The sequence below is a fragment of the Azotosporobacter soli genome (assembly GCF_030542965.1).
Lineage (GTDB): Bacteria > Bacillota > Negativicutes > SG130 > SG130 > Azotosporobacter > Azotosporobacter soli.
This window is the reverse complement of the sequence record NZ_JAUAOA010000009.1, coordinates 67,979-84,550: the sequence shown is the minus strand read 5'-3', so window position 1 is coordinate 84,550 and position 16,572 is coordinate 67,979. Positions and strand designations below refer to the sequence as shown.

At 47.8% G+C, this 16,572-nt stretch carries 16 protein-coding genes; 14 read left to right on the top strand and 2 right to left on the bottom strand.

The genetic code is table 11. The annotated features are described in order from the left end of the window. Nucleotides 1–79 precede the first annotated feature (79 nt). Both QTL79_RS10245 and QTL79_RS10240 read left to right on the top strand, forming a co-directional pair. Nucleotides 80–655, top strand: a complete 576-nt coding sequence (locus tag QTL79_RS10245; RefSeq protein ID WP_346354881.1) for a YqaA family protein — start codon at nt 80–82, stop codon at nt 653–655. 84 nt (nt 656–739) lie between these two features. Beyond that, nucleotides 740–2,740 (top strand): hypothetical protein, encoded by a 2,001-nt coding sequence (locus tag QTL79_RS10240; RefSeq protein WP_346354880.1) that lies wholly within the window; start codon nt 740–742, stop codon nt 2,738–2,740. A 60-nt stretch (nt 2,741–2,800) separates the two neighbouring features. On the opposite strand, the gene pheA is transcribed toward QTL79_RS10240, so the two are convergent. Next, entirely contained in the window at nt 2,801–3,625 is an 825-nt protein-coding gene (gene pheA / locus QTL79_RS10235) for a prephenate dehydratase (protein WP_346354879.1), read from the bottom strand. Between the two features lie 165 nt (nt 3,626–3,790). Here pheA and QTL79_RS10230 point away from each other — a divergent pair, with 165 nt between their 5' ends. The 8 genes from QTL79_RS10230 (at nt 3,791) to QTL79_RS10195 (ending at nt 13,046) form a co-directional block, all read left to right on the top strand. Further along, on the top strand, nt 3,791–4,846 hold the full coding sequence (locus QTL79_RS10230; RefSeq protein WP_346354878.1) for a nucleoid-associated protein: 1,056 nt from the start codon (nt 3,791–3,793) through the stop codon (nt 4,844–4,846). A gap of 104 nt (nt 4,847–4,950) precedes the next feature. Continuing rightward, nucleotides 4,951–5,910 carry a 6-phosphofructokinase gene (gene pfkA, locus QTL79_RS10225; RefSeq protein WP_346354877.1) on the top strand — a complete coding sequence of 320 codons (960 nt, stop codon included), beginning with the start codon at nt 4,951–4,953 and terminating at the stop codon, nt 5,908–5,910. A gap of 204 nt (nt 5,911–6,114) precedes the next feature. After that, a complete protein-coding gene (locus tag QTL79_RS10220; protein WP_346354876.1) occupies nt 6,115–6,507 on the top strand; it encodes a PTS sugar transporter subunit IIA in 393 nt (130 codons plus the stop codon). 43 nt (nt 6,508–6,550) lie between these two features. After that, nucleotides 6,551–7,039, top strand: coding sequence for a PTS sugar transporter subunit IIB (locus QTL79_RS10215; RefSeq protein WP_346354875.1), 489 nt, complete (start codon nt 6,551–6,553; stop codon nt 7,037–7,039). Nucleotides 7,040–7,071: 32 nt separating this feature from the next. Further along, entirely contained in the window at nt 7,072–7,341 is a 270-nt protein-coding gene (locus QTL79_RS10210) for an HPr family phosphocarrier protein (RefSeq protein WP_346354874.1), read from the top strand. A gap of 4 nt (nt 7,342–7,345) precedes the next feature. Then, entirely contained in the window at nt 7,346–9,058 is a 1,713-nt protein-coding gene (gene ptsP / locus QTL79_RS10205) for a phosphoenolpyruvate--protein phosphotransferase (RefSeq protein ID WP_346354873.1), read from the top strand. 22 nt (nt 9,059–9,080) lie between these two features. Further along, nucleotides 9,081–10,043, top strand: a complete 963-nt coding sequence (pfkA, locus tag QTL79_RS10200; RefSeq protein ID WP_346354872.1) for a 6-phosphofructokinase — start codon at nt 9,081–9,083, stop codon at nt 10,041–10,043. Between the two features lie 117 nt (nt 10,044–10,160). After that, nucleotides 10,161–13,046: a sigma-54-dependent transcriptional regulator gene (locus QTL79_RS10195; RefSeq protein WP_346354871.1), complete on the top strand. Its 2,886-nt coding sequence runs from the start codon at nt 10,161–10,163 to the stop codon at nt 13,044–13,046. A 52-nt stretch (nt 13,047–13,098) separates the two neighbouring features. Here the strand turns inward: QTL79_RS10195 and QTL79_RS10190 are convergent, their stop codons facing one another. Next, nucleotides 13,099–13,485, bottom strand: coding sequence for a hypothetical protein (locus QTL79_RS10190; RefSeq protein ID WP_346354870.1), 387 nt, complete (start codon nt 13,483–13,485; stop codon nt 13,099–13,101). A 209-nt stretch (nt 13,486–13,694) separates the two neighbouring features. Between QTL79_RS10190 and QTL79_RS10185 the strand changes: the two genes are divergently transcribed. The 4 genes from QTL79_RS10185 to acpS all read left to right on the top strand — a co-directional run bounded on the left by QTL79_RS10185 (nt 13,695) and on the right by acpS (nt 16,571). Then, nucleotides 13,695–14,189: a ferritin gene (locus tag QTL79_RS10185; protein ID WP_346354869.1), complete on the top strand. Its 495-nt coding sequence runs from the start codon at nt 13,695–13,697 to the stop codon at nt 14,187–14,189. Between the two features lie 363 nt (nt 14,190–14,552). After that, nucleotides 14,553–15,338: a flagellar motor stator protein MotA gene (motA, locus tag QTL79_RS10180; RefSeq protein ID WP_346354868.1), complete on the top strand. Its 786-nt coding sequence runs from the start codon at nt 14,553–14,555 to the stop codon at nt 15,336–15,338. A 3-nt stretch (nt 15,339–15,341) separates the two neighbouring features. After that, a complete protein-coding gene (locus QTL79_RS10175; RefSeq protein WP_346354867.1) occupies nt 15,342–16,088 on the top strand; it encodes a flagellar motor protein MotB in 747 nt (248 codons plus the stop codon). Nucleotides 16,089–16,196: 108 nt separating this feature from the next. Then, entirely contained in the window at nt 16,197–16,571 is a 375-nt protein-coding gene (gene acpS / locus QTL79_RS10170; protein ID WP_346354866.1) for a holo-ACP synthase, read from the top strand. The last annotated feature ends 1 nt before the right edge of the window (nt 16,572 follow it).

Sequence of the window (16,572 nt, the reverse complement as noted above, 5' to 3'; positions counted from 1 at the left end):
AACGGGAATAGAACTGGCACTTTAAAGAAAAGTAGTCTATAATAGTCAAAGCAGTCTATGAGGGTATCGAGGTGAAAGAGTGGAAGCGTGGATTCCGATTTTCCAAAACTACGGTGTATCAGGGTTGTTTGTATTATCCTTTATTGAGTCTTTTATTTCGCCGATTTTACCGGATCTTTTGTTGATTCCGATGGCGTTGGCTATGCCGCAGGAGGCGATTTACTACTCTGCAGTAGCAACTACAGGCTCTGTGCTGGGCGGATTTGTCGGTTATGGCGCTGGCGGGCGCTTTGGCATACCTTTAGTGCAACGCTTTATTCCGGCTGAGCAGGCGGAGAAGATTCGCGAATGGATTGAAAAATATGGGGGATGGGCCATTTTTTTTGCAGCGATGGCGCCAATTCCTTATAAATTCGTCAGTATTAGCGCGGGTGTCTTTCGTGTTAACCTGTTAGTGTTTTTCATTGCTTCTGTTTTAGGGCGCGGGAAACGATTTTTACTCGAAGGCGTACTGATTTATTATTATGGCCCTAAGGCGTTGGAATTGATAACGAATGCATCGGATCATTTTTTGATTCTATTCTTAATGCTAGTGGTTGGCGGTATTATTGCTTTTTACTGGTATCGGAGGGAACCGTCTAGAGAAAATGAATAAAGAGACAGTCGCATGGCGGCTGTCTTTTCTCTTAATGTGAGAGAATATTTCTTCGATGAAATAGATAGTATGGAGGTGATTCCTATGGAAATCGGCAAAGTTGTAACGGGAAATAGCAATGCGAGCATAAATGCGAGTGCGGTGGATGAAAAAGTTGCTGTTGCTGCTGAGCCTGCACAAGGGGCAGCGGAGACGGCGGATGCGAATCAAAAAACGACAGTGGACAAAGATTTTCATTTGGATATAAATGATGTATTGCGGCAAAAACTGACGGAGCTTGCAAAAAATCTACAAGGCCGACAGGATCTGATCGAAAGTTTGCCGCAGGAAATCAAAGAAGCGGTTACGGAGTTGCTGCAGCAGACGAGTGCGGGGCGAGAAAGCGTTTCTAAAGGCGTAGTTGAAGTGTTCAAACAGCAGAGAGTGACCGCCGAGGTACTGAATGATCTGGCAGATGTTTTGCAAGTGGCGGTGTCCATATTGGAAACGGGCGATGACGGAAAAAATTTGTCGGCTGAATTGGCAAAACGCTTTTCAGTCTTGCAGCAAAACGAACAACCGATTGCGAAGGATGGATTGCCCCGTGTGCTTGGGTCACAGACTTTGGCGGATTTTTTGCCGGAGGTAGACAGTAACCGGAACGTAGCGACGGCAAAAGAGTTGTCCGGTCAAGTGCAAAATGCAGGCGCAAATGTTTTTCAGGCTAAAGCGTTGACGCCGGGGAGTGGTACGAATAACTTGGGAACGCTGCTTTTTCCAGGGGAACAAGGAAACACGCCGAAGCAGGCGGCAATTGAATTGTTGCAACTTGCCAAAGTTGTAACGGATGATAATCGCATGATGCTCGGGCAACTGCAAAAGCTCAGCGAGGCTTTTAAAGCGGGCGAAGGTTCGCAAACGCAGCAGGCAAAGAATTTTGCACAGATGACAAGTGCGCTAACTGTGTTGCAACCGGATGAACTGAAAAGCGTAGCGGGACAACACGATCTGCCGCAACTCAAAACGACTTGGACAATGCGGGCAATCGCCGCGGCCGAACCGTATCTGGAGATGACGGTAGATGAACTGGAATCAGCAGTACAAGTGTTGCGGGAACTAGGAAAAACAGCGCAAGAAGTGTCCGGGAAAGCACCGTTGCCCGCTGCCGGAGAAAAACTGGCGCTGCTAGCGGAACAATTGCCAGGCAAAGTGATGAATGCATTGGCAGAAAGTTTGCAGTCAGGAAATATTCAAGAGAAACTAGCCAAAATGGAAACTAACTTGAATTTGGCGCTGGGCGTAAAGCAGTCAAGCCTTGTCGAAACAGCGGCAGGCGGAAAAACAGTGCTAATGCCGGAAGTAAAAGCGTTGCTCGAAAGTTTTACCGGACAGTTTGGTAAAGCGGCGGATGATGTCGCTGAACTGATGAAAATGGTCAAGCAAACTGCTGCAAAAGATGCCGCGGCGGCGCTGTTGCAGGGAAAGGTTGAGCGTTTGACCGTAGGCCTGGATTTGAAAAATGTCGAAAATAATCCGGCTTGGACGGCGTTGCAGCAAAAAGCGGAAAGCAATGCGTCAGGAGTGCTTTTGCCGGATGCCGTTCGCAGACAGCAAAATCCTGAGTTGACAAAGGCGGCATTGGCGCTGCGGATTGCAAGTGCGGCAGAGTGGCAGGAACATAGTGAGAGTACATTGCGTCAGGCGGCAGCTACCGTGAAAGAGATTGCCGCGAGCGTGCAAAAACCAGATGTTGTAATGCGGGAAAGGCAAGCAGAACAAAGCGTATTGTCTTTTTCCACTGGATTGCAAATGGGTGAGGGTGTAGTTTATCCAGCGCATATTCACATCTATCACCAGCGCGAGAAAGAGCAAAGCCGACGTGCGGCAAATGATTATGAGACGTGGTTGCGGATTAGTCTGGAAACGAAACATATCGGCGATGTCACGGCGGTATTTCGTGTTTACGAAAAGGAACGCTTGGATGTGCGGGTTGGCTTTAAGATGTCGGAAGCGTTGCAACAGTTTCGTCAGCAGTTGCCGGAGTTGCGCAAAAAGCTGGAAAACGAGCGCTTGCGCTTGGCGGACTTAGGCGGTAATCAAATATAAAAAGAGAAGGACGTTGCACGATAATGATGCTGCAACGTCCTTCTCTTTGCGGACAACGAGTTAAAAACAAACAGTAGGATAACAACCTAGAATGGAAATATAAGAGCAATGCTCGCGAATGCTGCGAAGTGTCTCTGCAATCGGAGGATCGAGCAGACTGCCTTCCAGATCGAGGAAAAAACTGTATTCGCCCAGACGAGTGCGCGCCGGACGTGATTCAATCCGAACAAGATTGATATTATGGCGGGCGAAAACTTCCAGGAGCAAATATAAGCTGCCAGGCTTGTTTCCCTGCATGCGACAGACGATCGATGTCTTGGCGGGAGTTTCCAGCAAAGCGGGCAGTGTCGGCTCTACTAAAACGAAGCGAGTATGGTTGTCGTCCGAATCGCAAATGTGATTTTCGCTGGCGACGAGTTGATATAAGTCGGCGGAACGTCGTGCCGCAATCGCGGCGTGGCCAAAGCCGCGCTGGGAAACGGTCAGTGCGGCGGCGGCGGTGCTGTCGACAGGGGTGAGACGCGCATCAGGATAGTTTCTTCTGATGTATTGGCGGCATTGTGCCAAGGCCTGTGGGTGGGAAAAAATAGTGTGAGGCGCATCTGTACTGCCGGGATAAGTTAATAAATGATGGCGAATCGGCCAGACAAATTCCTTGGTGATGAACAGATGCTGATCTTGGGATAAGAGATCAAGTGTAATGTTGACGGTTCCTTCTAAGGAATTTTCAATCGGAACAAGCGCTGCAGGCATATGTAGATCAGCGACTGCTTGCAGGCAATCGGCAATCGTCGGATATTCAGTCAATTGCCGGTCGGGAAAAGCTAAACGAGCCAATTCTTCGCTATGTGTGCCGTGAGGACCGAGAAAGGCTAATTGGCGCATGATAGAGGTACTCCTCTCAAATATAAAGTAGAAGTAAGTGTAACACTTCTTGAATGAAAAAGCAATAAATTGAAAATTGATGTAAAGTGGATGCGTGGCCTTATGTTGAGAAACTGTAAGTGCGCTGTCGGGTATGGTACAATGATAACGAGGTGAGATTATAAGATGTTAAATATAGCAAAGGCAAAGTTGACTGCCTTATCGATTCATCGCGTGGGAAATCGGCTTAGAGACGAAGGTATGACTTTGTCCAACCAACCTTACCAAATTGAAGACGCCGAATTGGAGGAGGCGCTGCTCAAATATTTTTTGAGTTCATTTAAGACCGGCGCACTGCATCGCTTCGATCATCCGGCTGATTTACATTTAAATGAAATATATATGTATATCTGTGATATGTTTATCCGTGAGGAGTCGTTTCATCAACAGTCGCAGCATATTTGCCGGTATTTGTATGACGTTTCGGATCATCCGCAGATCAAGGGCGGTGAAGTTTACATCGCCCGTTTTAGTGATTGCGAAATTGATGGACAGTTGGTAGATGCGATTGGTATTTTTAAAACGGAACACAAGGCGACCTATCTCCAGGTAGAAGAGCGCGGCGCTCGGTTTTCGCTTGATTGTCATAAAGGCATCAATATCAAACGTTTGGATAAAGGCTGTCTGATTTTTAATCTGGATTCGATGGCTGGTTTTCGCGTTATGGCGGTTGACGGTATTTCAAAAAACGATGAAGCGCAATATTGGAAGGAGCGCTTCTTGCGCATTCAACCCGTGGCCGATGAATATTTTCATACTTTGAATTGCTTGGAAATTTGTCGCGATTTTGCGGAACAGGCTTGCGTGCAGGGCAAAGCAGACCGAAAAGATCAGGCGGTGCTGATGTCATCTGCGATTGGTTATTTCGGCCGCAGTGAAACCTTTAATATTGATGAATTCGCAGCCGAAGTCATCCGCGAACCGGAACGGATCCAAGAATTCAAAGAACATCGTGAATTATACCAAATGAATCAGGGCGCGCCTTCCGTAGATAGCTTTACTGTTTCTGCTCCGGCTTTGCGTAACGCGAAACGGCGCTATCGTAATCAGATAAAACTCGACACTGCGATGGAAATCCGTTTGAGCGAAGGGACAGAGGGGTTGGAAGATAATCTAGAACGTGGTTATGATGAAGCAAGAGGCATGTATTATTACAAATTATTCTTTCATAATGAACAATAAAGGTATCTTTGCAAGTGAGAACTGGTTTATAATGGGAAAAGATAGAAGGGGAAGCCGCTTTTGTAGAGAAACATTGCATTCATGAGTGAAAGGGGATAGTGAGCATGTTGAAACGTATTGCCATTATGACCAGCGGCGGTGATTGTCCGGGAATGAACGCCGCGATCCGCTCGGCGGTCCGCGTCGCGCTGCATGAAGGAATGGAAGTCTGGGGGATTTACAATGGCTATGCCGGAATGACTAATGATGAGATGGAGCAACTGACATCCCGCTCGGTCGGCGATATTATACAGCGCGGCGGAACTGTTTTGGGTACGGCGCGTTGTGAGGAATTCAAGACACCGGAGGGACGTCAAAAGGCTTTGGATAATCTAAGACGGCATGGCATTGAAGGCGTAATTGTGATCGGCGGCGATGGATCGCTCAGCGGTGCCAAGCTGCTGGCTGATATGGGCATGGCGGTTGTCGGATTGCCGGGAACGATCGACAATGATATATGGGGCACCGATTATACGATTGGTTTTGATACGGCGGTAAATACCGTGCTTGATGCGATCAATAAGCTGCGCGATACTGCATCCGCGCATCGGCGCGTGATTTTGCTTGAAGTTATGGGCCGCAATTCAGGTTGGATTGCATTGGCTTCCGGATTGGCCGGCGGCGCCGAACACATTCTGATTCCGGAAATGAAGATTGATCTGGATGATATTTGTCAGCAACTGATACAGTCGCGTGACAGCGGCAAGAAATACAGCATTATTGTCGTTGCCGAAGGTGCGGGAAGTGCGGCGGCAATCGGCGAGAAAATTGCGAAGGAAACCGGTGCAGAAACGAGAGTTTCGGTATTGGGGCATATACAACGTGGCGGTTCGCCGTCGGCGTTTGACCGGATTTTAGCAAGCATGCTTGCCGAACGTGCTGTTTTGGCTCTGTCGCAGGGCTTGTCAAACATCATGTTCGGCTACAAGACCGGTTTGATTGTCAATGTGGATCTCGGTGATGCTATCAGTTACAAAAAAGGCATTGACCCGACGATGTTTCGTCTGGCTACGTTGCTGTCGTAAGACACAGTAAAGCGACTGTTTTGATTTGCGAGAACAGTCGCTTTATTGTGTCTTTTAAGAGTTGGACAGAATTAAAACAGTGAAAGGGAAAAAAATACAAAAGACGGTTTGCCTTTGAAACGCAAGTCTGAAAATTGCAAGACAATTGTTGGCACGGAAATTGCTGTATTATTCAAGGTAGTGCGTCGAAATGGGGGTGGAGGCATGATCGGTGTTGTAATCGCGAGTCATGGTTTTTTGGCCAAGGCGCTGCTGGAAACTGCGGAAGATCTTCTTGGTAAGCAGTCAGCGGTTGCAGTGCTTTGCTTTGAGACCGGCGCAGCGCCGGCACGTTTGCAGGCGGAGCTGTTGCAGGCGGTGCACGAAGTAGAACAAGGGCAAGGCGTTCTGGTACTAGTCGATCTTGCCGGCGGCAGTCCATACAATGCTTCAGCGTGGCTCGCATGCAAAGGCGGGAAAATCGAAATCGTCAGCGGCGTCAACCTGTCCATGCTTACCGAGGTTTTAGCGATGCGGAACAGTCAATTGGACTTGCTGGCACAAGTTGCAATTGAAAGCGGGTGCGGCGGCATTTGCCGACTGCAGTTGCCGCGTTAAAGCTTTGGGCTGGGTTTTTCAATGAAGGCAAAGGAGAAGAGAGATGTCAATTGAACTGGTACGCATCGATGATCGCTTAATTCATGGTCAGGTCGTGATGGCTTGGCACAGGGCTTGTCCAGTCGATAGAATGGTCGTTGTCGATGATAGAGCGGCAAATGATGCAATTCGTAAAATGCTGCTTGAAACAGTTGCGCCGCAGGGCGTACGCGTTTCGGTGCTGACAAAAAAACAAGGCGCAGATGCGCTGCTGACTAATGCATATGGCGAGGAGCGTCTAATGTTGTTGGCGACAACGCCGATAACTCTGTTGGCCCTCATAGAGTGCGGCGTGGATTTAAAAGCGATAAATGTAGGCGGTTTGGGAACTGGGCCTGGGAAAAGACAACTTACACCTGCTGTAGCGGTCGATCAGGAAGAAGAAGCTGCATTTGCAGAACTTCAAAAGCTTGGCGTACAGCTGCAAATTCAAACTATTCCAAGTGACTTGCCGCTTGCGCTGAGCGATGTTTTGCCGAAGAGAGAAGCGTAACAAAAAATAAAAATAAAGTGAGGAAATTTATCATGACACAAGAAATGACGTTAAACATTCAAAACCAAGCCGGGGTTCATGCTCGTCCTGCAGCGATGCTGGCACAGAAAGCCGCTGAATTCAAATCGCAAATTTTGATTCATAAAGCCGATCGTCAGGCGAATGCGAAAAGCATCATTAGCATTATGGGGCTAGGCATCCAATGTGGTGATCAAGTCATTCTAAAGGTTGAAGGGCCGGATGCTGAACTGGCAGTAGGCGCGTTATCCCAATTGGTGAATGACAAGTTTGGGGAGGCGTAAGGGTATGGAGTTGAAAGGAATTGCCGCATCTGCAGGGTATGCGTTGGGACATGTTTGCTTTCTCAAAGAAATAAGCAATGATTTTGCGGCGACGGTTTTACCGGAACAGCGCGAAGCGGAACGGGAACGTTTTCTTGCGGCTCAGGTAAAAGCCCGTCTTGCACTGGAAGAATTAAAAGAAAAAGCGGCAAAAACAATGGGCGCGCATCAGGCAGAAGTGTTTGCTGCACATCAAATGATGCTCGAAGATCCGACACTGATGGAAGGTATCTTTGAGAAAATTGATTCCGCTTCAGCCAGCGCGGAAGCGGCTGTCAGCGAAACGGTCGAAACGATTGCGGCCATGTTCAGTGCGATGAATGATGATTATATGCGTGAACGCGCTGCGGACATCAAGGACATTGGATTACGCCTCCTGCGTATCTTGCAAGGCATTGAAGATGCCGCTGCCTATCAGGGCATTTTGGCGGCGCAGGACTTACTGCCTTCAGATACCGCGTCGCTGGATCTTGATAAAGTGTTCGGCTTTGTGACGGCGCTTGGCGGCAAGACTTCCCATAGTTCGATTTTAGCGCGTGCGGCAGGAATCCCGGCTGTTGTCGGCCTTGGCGCGCAACTGGCGGAACTCAAGGATGGCGATATGCTGATTGTCGATGGTCACGCGGGTAGCGTGCTGGTAAATCCGGCGCAAGAAGTCATCGAAGAATACCGTCTGCGTCAGCAACGGGAAAAACAATTGGCTGCTCGCTTAGCAGAAATCGCTCACCTGCCGTCGGTCACTACCGATGGCTATGAAGTGGAACTGGCCGCGAATATAGGCACGCCGGAAAATATGACGAAGGCTGTCGCAGCCGGTGCTGAAGGCGTTGGCTTGTTCCGAACTGAGTTCTTGTTTTTGGATAAAACATCCGTACCGACCGAAGAGGAACAGTATCAGGCATATAAGACTGTCCTCGAAGCGTTACCAAAAGGCAAAATCGTGATTCGGACGCTGGATGCCGGAGGCGATAAGCAACTGTCCTTTATCGGCGGATTGAAAGAAGAAAATCCGGCATTGGGGCTTCGTGCTATTCGGTTATGTCTTGTCTATCGTGATGTTTTCAAGACGCAATTGCGTGCGTTGCTTAGAGCGGGGGTTCACGGCAACTTGCATATCATGTTCCCTATGATTGCAACGCTTGAGGAACTGAGAACGGCCAAGAGTCTTTTGCAAGAAGCGGCGGCAGAGTTGACGGCCGAAGGCGTGGTTCATCGCAAAGATGTTCCTGTCGGAATCATGGTCGAAGTTCCTGCGGCAGCAATGCTTGCAGACGAACTTGCGCAAGAAGTGGCTTTCTTCAGCATTGGCACCAATGATTTGGTTCAGTACACAATGGCGGCGGATCGCATGAATGAACATGTGGCAACGCTGAGTGATTATTTCCAACCGCCGGTAATCCGTCTGATCGGTCAAGTGGCCAAAGCGGCGGAACGTCATGGTAAGTGGGTCGGCATGTGCGGTGAAATGGCAGGTGACGTGCTTTCGACGCCGCTTCTTTTGGGGCTTGGGCTTACTGAATTGTCTATGAATGCGCGGTCGATTCCGCTGGTGAAATATCGCGTGCGGCAACTGCAACAGACGGATGCGAAGGAGTTAGCGGAACAAGTGTTGAAGTTATCTACAGCGTCTGCAATCAAAGCGGCATTGGAAAACTTTTCGACTCGATTTGCAGACTGATGAGGCAGAGGGGGACAATGAAGTGTTGAAAAAAATTGCGGTAATGACCAGTGGCGGAGACAGTCCGGGAATGAATGCGGCTATTCGGGCGCTTGTCCGGGTGGCCATGCATGAAGGCGTCGAAACATGGGGGATTTATGACGGTTATTCTGGCATGGTGGAAGACCGCATGGTGAAGCTTGATTCGCGTGCGGTTGGCGATATCATTCAACGCGGCGGTACCATTTTAGGCACAGCGCGTTGTGAAGAATTCCGGACGCCGGAAGGACGCGCTAAAGGTCTTGAAAACATGCGGCGCAGGGGTATCGAAGGATTGGTCGTCATTGGCGGCGACGGTTCGCTGACAGGTGCCACGCTACTGGTGAAAGAAGGGTTTCCGGTTGTCGGATTGCCGGGAACGATTGACAATGATATATGGGGAACCGATTACACAATTGGCTTTGATACCACTGTCAATACCGTAGTCGATGCGATTAACAAACTTCGCGATACGGCCTCGGCGCACGGGCGGGTTATTGTGATTGAAGCGATGGGGCGTCACTCGGGCTGGATTGCTATGACGGCTGGTTTGGCCGGTGGTGCGGAACAAATACTCGTGCCTGAAATGGCCGTCAGTATTGAAGATACGATTGCGAAACTTAAGCAATCCAGAGCTTCAGGGAAAAAGTACAGCATTATCGTTGTGGCGGAAGGCGTCGGCAATACGGCTGAACTAGGTAAACGGATCGAGGAGGAAACCGGACTCGAAACACGTGTTTCGATTTTAGGACACATTCAACGTGGCGGATCCCCGAGCGTATTCGATCGTATTTTAGCCAGTACGTTAGCAGAACGTGCTGTAATGGCACTTTTATCCGGGATTTCCGGCGTGATGTTTGGCTCGCGAAATGGCGCGGTCGTCTCGATTGATATGGAAGATGCGATTTCGCATAAAAAAACATTGGATACTTCCTTGTTTCGCTTGGCAAACTTGCTGGCGCAATGAGCGAAAACAAAAGGGCGGATCGCTATGCGGTCTGCTTTTTGTTATGCAGAGAAGAAAAGACATTGCCGAACATGTTATAATATAAAGATAGTGTAATTTGAAACGAGGAGTCGGCAAATGAAGCGGCAATGGAGAGTCTTGGCGGCATTGGAAGAGATGTGTCGCATGCAATTAAATAAAGAAAGTTTTGCAGGACATCAGCCGGTTGGCTTTACCGCCGAAGAAGTAGCGCAAGCGAGCTTTTGTTCGCGCAGCAATGCAAGCAGTGATTTGAATGCGCTGCATCGGGAGGGGGCTGTTGTTAAGATCGTCAGCCGTGCGGCGTATTATCTGCCGTTGAATTGGTTGGAAGAACTGTTTCCGGAACGAAAAGGAACCTTGCCTCAGGTGATGCGTCACCATAAAGAACTTTTTGAAAAGACGTTGCTGCAACCAATCGCTAAAAAGGCTGAGCGAACGACAGCGCAAGATTCTTTTACGGAACTGATTGGGCATCAGGGTAGCTTGAAACCTGCAATTGAACAGGCTAAAGCGGCGATACTGTATCCACCGAAGGGCTTGGATACGCTGCTGGTCGGAGTGACGGGTGTGGGGAAAACGTTGTTTGCCGAAAAGATGTTTCAGTTTGCCGCTTGCCAGGAAAAAGTGAAGTCGGGGCAATCATTGGTGGTTTTCAATTGCGCAGATTATGCGGCGAATCCACAATTATTATTGTCGCAGTTGTTCGGTCATACCAAAGGAGCTTTTACTGGCGCAGAACGGGAAAAAATCGGTCTGGTGGAACAAGCCGATTGTGGCATGCTTTTTTTAGATGAAGTACACCGTCTGCCACCGGAAGGGCAGGAAATGCTCTTCTATCTGCTCGACCGCGGTGAATTCAGGCGACTTGGCGAAGCCGGAACGCTTCGGCGGGCAAAAGTGAGAGTTGTCGCCGCGACAACAGAAAATCCGGATTCGGCCTTGCTCAGAACTTTCTTGCGGCGGATTCCGGTCGTCATACAATTGCCGCAACTGGCGGAACGTCCGTTGGAGGAAAGGCTGGAATTGATTCGCTACTTACTCGCGCGCGAGGCCGTGCATATTCAAGGCGGTGTCGCCGTAAGTCAAGAAGCGCTCTGGGCACTGCTTTTATATCGCTGTCCTGGAAACGTTGGCCAATTGCGCAATGATCTTCAGCTGGTCTGTGCGAAAGCTTTTTTGTATCGTGAAGAAGGCGACGCAGAAGTCTGCATCGGTTATGAAGCGTTGCCGCTTAAGATCAAGCAAGCGATTGTGTATGATCAAACAAAGCGACTGGAGACAAATCGTGTTTTGTGCCAATTAGGCGGAACCTTGCAGATCAGGCCCGATGGTCAGGCTGCCCAAGGTGAAAGCAATCGACGATTGCCGGAGGGGTTTTATCATACGATTGCCGAAAGAATGCGCTTTTTGAGAAATCAGGGGATTGATGCGGAAGAAATCGTGCAATGCGTGGAAATGGAAGTCGATAACTATTTTAAACGACTCAGCCCGCAAGATACGGATCTTTCATCGGATCGTTTACGGAGCATGCTGGCGGGAGATTTTCTGGCGGTATTTGATGCGGCTTGCAATCGCGTGCAAACGAGCGGAATGCCAATCAGCCGTCAGCTGTATTATGCGTTGGCTGTCCATACGGCGGCGACGGTAGAACGTTTACGCAGTAACTTGCCAATTATGAATCCGCGCGCAGAAAGCATTCGTCAAGAATATCCCAAGGCGTACGAAGTTGCCGCTGAAATGGCGAAGATGATCGGCACAGGTATGAACGTGGTTATGCCGGAGGCGGAGATCAGTTTCATTGCACTGATGCTGGCGACTTTTGATCAACGCCAGGAAAACCAGGAACGTAAGGTAGGCGTAGTTGTCATTGCGCATGGAGATTCAACCGCGAGCAGCATGGTTGATTTTGCAAATCGCTTGCTTGGCGTCAAACATGCGAAAGCGATTGATATGCCGCTAGAGACAGATGTAGGGCAAGTGAAGGCAATGGCAAGCCATCTTGTGCAAGAGGCGGATGAAGGCAAAGGCGTTATCCTGTTGGTTGATATGGGATCTTTATCCGGGCTGGCGGAAAAACTGGCGCGGGAAAGCGGCGTTGTCGTCCGGGGCGTTGAAATGGTAACGACATTAATGGTGCTGCATGTACTGCATAAAGCTATTTTGCCTCAGTATGATTTAAACAGTGTTTATCGCGCTGCATGGGATGTACGGAGCATGTTGCAAACGACTCCTCATATCGCAGAGAGAGTAGCCGGGAAAAAAGATCGGGCGTTGGTGACGACCTGTTTCACAGGACAGGGAGCCGCTGCAAAGATAAAGAAAATGCTGGAAAAACTATTGCAGCAATGGCAAGTCAATACTATTCGGGTGATTCCGATTGAGGCGGGAAGCCGTGATGTTCTTCAAACACGCTTGGGGCAATTGCAGCAATCCTATGATATTATTGCCAGTGTGGGCAGCATTGATCCGGAAATAGCCGAAAAACCGCACATCTCATTAGAAACGCTGTTGCAAGATGGAACAGGAAATGCTCTGAGGAAACTTGTTTTGACGGGAACAGGCGATGTTTCGCTAGAAGTGAAGACGGAAAACATGGATTGGGAAATGCTGCATGCTGTGGTCGGGGATATGCTGGATGAGTTTCTTACGTTCGTTAATCCGCGTAAGGTGGTGGAAACGCTGGCGGAATGCCTGAAACTTGTCGAAGAGGGTATGGAATTTCGCTTTAGCTCGTCAGGCATGGTGCGAATGATGGTGCACTGCGGCTGTATGGTGGAACGCATTTTAACTAATGCAACAATCAGTTATCCTGAAGTAGAGTTGTTTAAAACGGAATATCAGTCCGAATACCAAACGATAAAAACGGCATTTATGATGGCGGAAAAACAATTCTTTATTGAAATCACAGCTGCAGAAATTTGCCATTTGATCGAAATCTGTAATATGGAACGCCAAAAATTCCGTATGACGGGATTGAACTAACGAAAAACTGCGTCGAAATCTGATTTCGACGCAGTTTTTTGTTTAAGGAGTGTTAGTAATCGGTAGCACCGAGGTTTGGCGATTTGCGCAGATGCTCCAACATTTCGTTCAATTCATCTGGTAAGACGAGCTTGTCGATAAGATCGGCAAATTTGATGTCGTTATCAGAATAGAGTATCGCAATGACATAACGGACGGCTTTGGCTGAAAATCCGGCATTACAAAGCGCGGCTTCCAGATCATGATAAACAATCGTGGTACTGCTTTGGCTTTTTTTGATGACTGGGCTTAGAATGTCGCCTGCGGTTTGCAAGTCGCGGGTTGAAAGATTGGCATGTAAACGCCATAATTCACTTAAGGGCAACAAGTTTTCCTTTTCGGCAAATTTGAGTGCGACTTTGAATGCAAATTCATTTTTTTCTTCAAACGAAATAGGCATAGCCCTCACCCTTTCCTTTGTTATTTATTTACAGTATAGCTCGATTTTCCTGAAATTGTCAATGGATTGGAATTAAAGGATAATTATTATCAGTAAATAATTTTAAAAAATAAATTGTGATTTGATATCAGTTGTGATATCATGAGACCAAGACAAAGTACTGACGAATAATGAAAGTCAGTTACAAAAAAGAGAGGGGTAATGTAGCGATGATTAGTGTGAAAATGCAAGAGGCGATTAATAATCAAGTACAGGAAGAACTGTATTCAGCATATCTTTATTTGGCAATGGCTGCAGACAGCGAGGAAAAAAACCTTAAGGGGTTTGCCAACTGGCTGCGTGTCCAATATCAGGAGGAGACAGGACATGCGATGAAATTGCATCAGTATGTACTGGAGCGCGGCGGCAAGGTTAGCCTCAAAGCGATTCAGGCGCCGCCGGCCGAATTTGGCACTCCTTTACAAGTCTTTGAGCAAGTGCTAAAGCATGAGCAACACGTAACTAGTTTAATCAATAAATTGTATGAGACCGCGGTTAGTGAAAAAGATTATGCTGCGCAGATTTTTCTCCAGTGGTTCATCGAAGAACAAGTTGAAGAAGAAGGCAATGCAACAGAAATCTTGGAAAAACTAAGAATGGTCGGCGAGCGAAGCGGCGCGGTATTGTATCTGGATAAAGAATTAAAAAAACGTGTTGCAGAATAAGGTTTGAAAAAGCAGCAGGCGTTATCTAACGATAGCGTCTGCTGCTTTTTATTTTGAGATATCTATAGAGGAGAAAATAAACAGCGTTGTTAAATGGATAAGATTAGTTTACAAGAATGAACTGGTAGAAAATACAAGACGCTGAAAAAACGTTTTTAAAATATTTAAATTCACTAATGACGACATTCTTGGCAGGAAAATCGCGGGAAAAGATGAATTAGGAGAACAGGAAGATGTGACAGAAGCAACAGGGCTCTCTGGAATGAAGTGCGCAAATCAACACCCGTGCTGACTGGACATATCAACCACTGTGGTGATACAATTTTAGTTGGGTAAACGATTACCTGGTTAGGGGGAGCGATTTTGGAATTATCAACGATTATTGGTTTGCTGTTGGGAACGCTTGGTCTGGGGACCGGGATGGCATTGAAAGGGGTTGGCCCATCAGCACTGCTTAACCCTGCAGCTATCATAATTATTTTAGTAGGGACATTGGCTTGTGTCTTTAATGCATTTCCAATGGAAAATATCAAAGGCGCTGGTGCATTATTTCGGAAGCTTTTCAAAAAACAGGTTCTGATTTCAAAAGTGGAGTTATTAAAACTATTTGTTGAATTATCGCAAACCGCACGTAGGGAAGGCATTTTGGCGTTGGAAAGTCGTGTCGAGGATATCCCGGATCAGTTTTTACGTACGGGACTGAACATGGTAATTGACGGCTTGGATCCTGATTTTGTCGGTGATGTGTTGGAAGCCGAAGTGCATGGCATGGAAGACCGACATCGCGACGGAGCCGCTATTTTTAGTCAGGCGGGGATGTATGCGCCGACGCTGGGTGTACTGGGAGCGGTTGTTGGACTGATTGCCGCACTGGGCAATCTGGCGGACATTGACAAGCTCGGTGTTGCAATTGCAGCGGCATTTGTCGCAACCTTGATGGGGATTTTTACTGGTTATGTTTTGTGGCATCCTTTTGCCAACAAATTAAAAATGCTTTCGAAGAAGGAAGCGGAAGTACGTAAGATGATGGTGGAAGGGGTTCTGTCCCTTCAGGCAGGCGATTCGCCGACTGCAATTGAAGCCAAACTGATGGTCTTTATTGCGCAGAAGGAACGTGACCTTCTTAAACAGGCGAAAGCGGGGGAATAGAATATGAGCCGGAAAAAACATCGCGAGGCTCATCATGAAGATCATATTGATGAAACTTGGCTGATACCTTATGCGGATTTGCTCACATTGCTGTTGGCGTTGTTCATCGTGTTGTTCGCATCGGCGGAAGTGGATCAGAAAAAATTCGATCATATGGCCTATGCGCTGAACCAGGCTTTTAGCGGTAGCCCGTCCGTCTTTGACAAGAACCAAGCCATGGTTGATGAAGCCCAATCTGGAAATCCGCAAATGTCGTCCGAAGAAAACAGACAGCAACAGCAGCTGCAGGAAACAATTCAATTGTTGGAAGCTAAAAAAGCGGTTGACCGCTATATCCAAGAAAATAAATTAGCCGGTGATCTAAACACGGTAATGACCGAGGATGGTCTGATGATTCGGATTAAAGACTCTGCGTTATTTAACTCAGGCAGTGCGGAACTGCTCCCTGATTCCCAGCGTTTAACGGCGCAGGTCGCTAAGATGCTGCTCGTTATTCCGCAAAAAGTCGTCGTATCTGGACATACGGATAATGTTCCGATCAATACGCGTGACTTCCCTTCTAACTGGGAGTTGAGTTCAAAGCGATCGATCAACTTTATGAAGCAGATTCTTTCGCAAGAAGATTTGAAACCAGAGCGTTTTAGCGCTATCGGCTATGCTGAATATCGTCCGATTGCACCAAACGATACAGAGGATGGTCGGCAAAAAAATCGACGGGTAGAAGTCCTGATCATGAGGAATTATCGCTAGTCAGGAATAAGCGACCTTGCGCCAGCAAGGCCGCTTTTCTGCATATTTGCTGGCAAAAGCCTGTTAATCCTGATAGAATACAGGTATGGTTTTACGGAGGTGGCAGGATTGATTCTTGGGATTGGAACCGATGTTATTGAAATTGACCGAATTAAAAAGGCGATTCAAAATCCAGCCTTCTTGGAACGTGTGTTTAGTCCGAATGAGAGAACGTATTGTAATGGACGGGGGAAACAGGCTTTCGCCTCTTACGCGGCTCGCTTTGCCGGTAAGGAAGCTGTAATGAAGGCGCTGGGAACTGGGCTTAGCGGTGGTAAATTGGTGGAAATAGAAATCATGCCGGATGCTAAAGGCAAACCGGTTGTATCATTGACGGGCGCGTTTGATAAAATTGCGAATGAGATCGGCGTGCAAAAAATATATCTGTCGTTATCGCATTGTCGGGAATATGCGACTGCGCAGGCGGTGGTGTGGGGGAAATAAT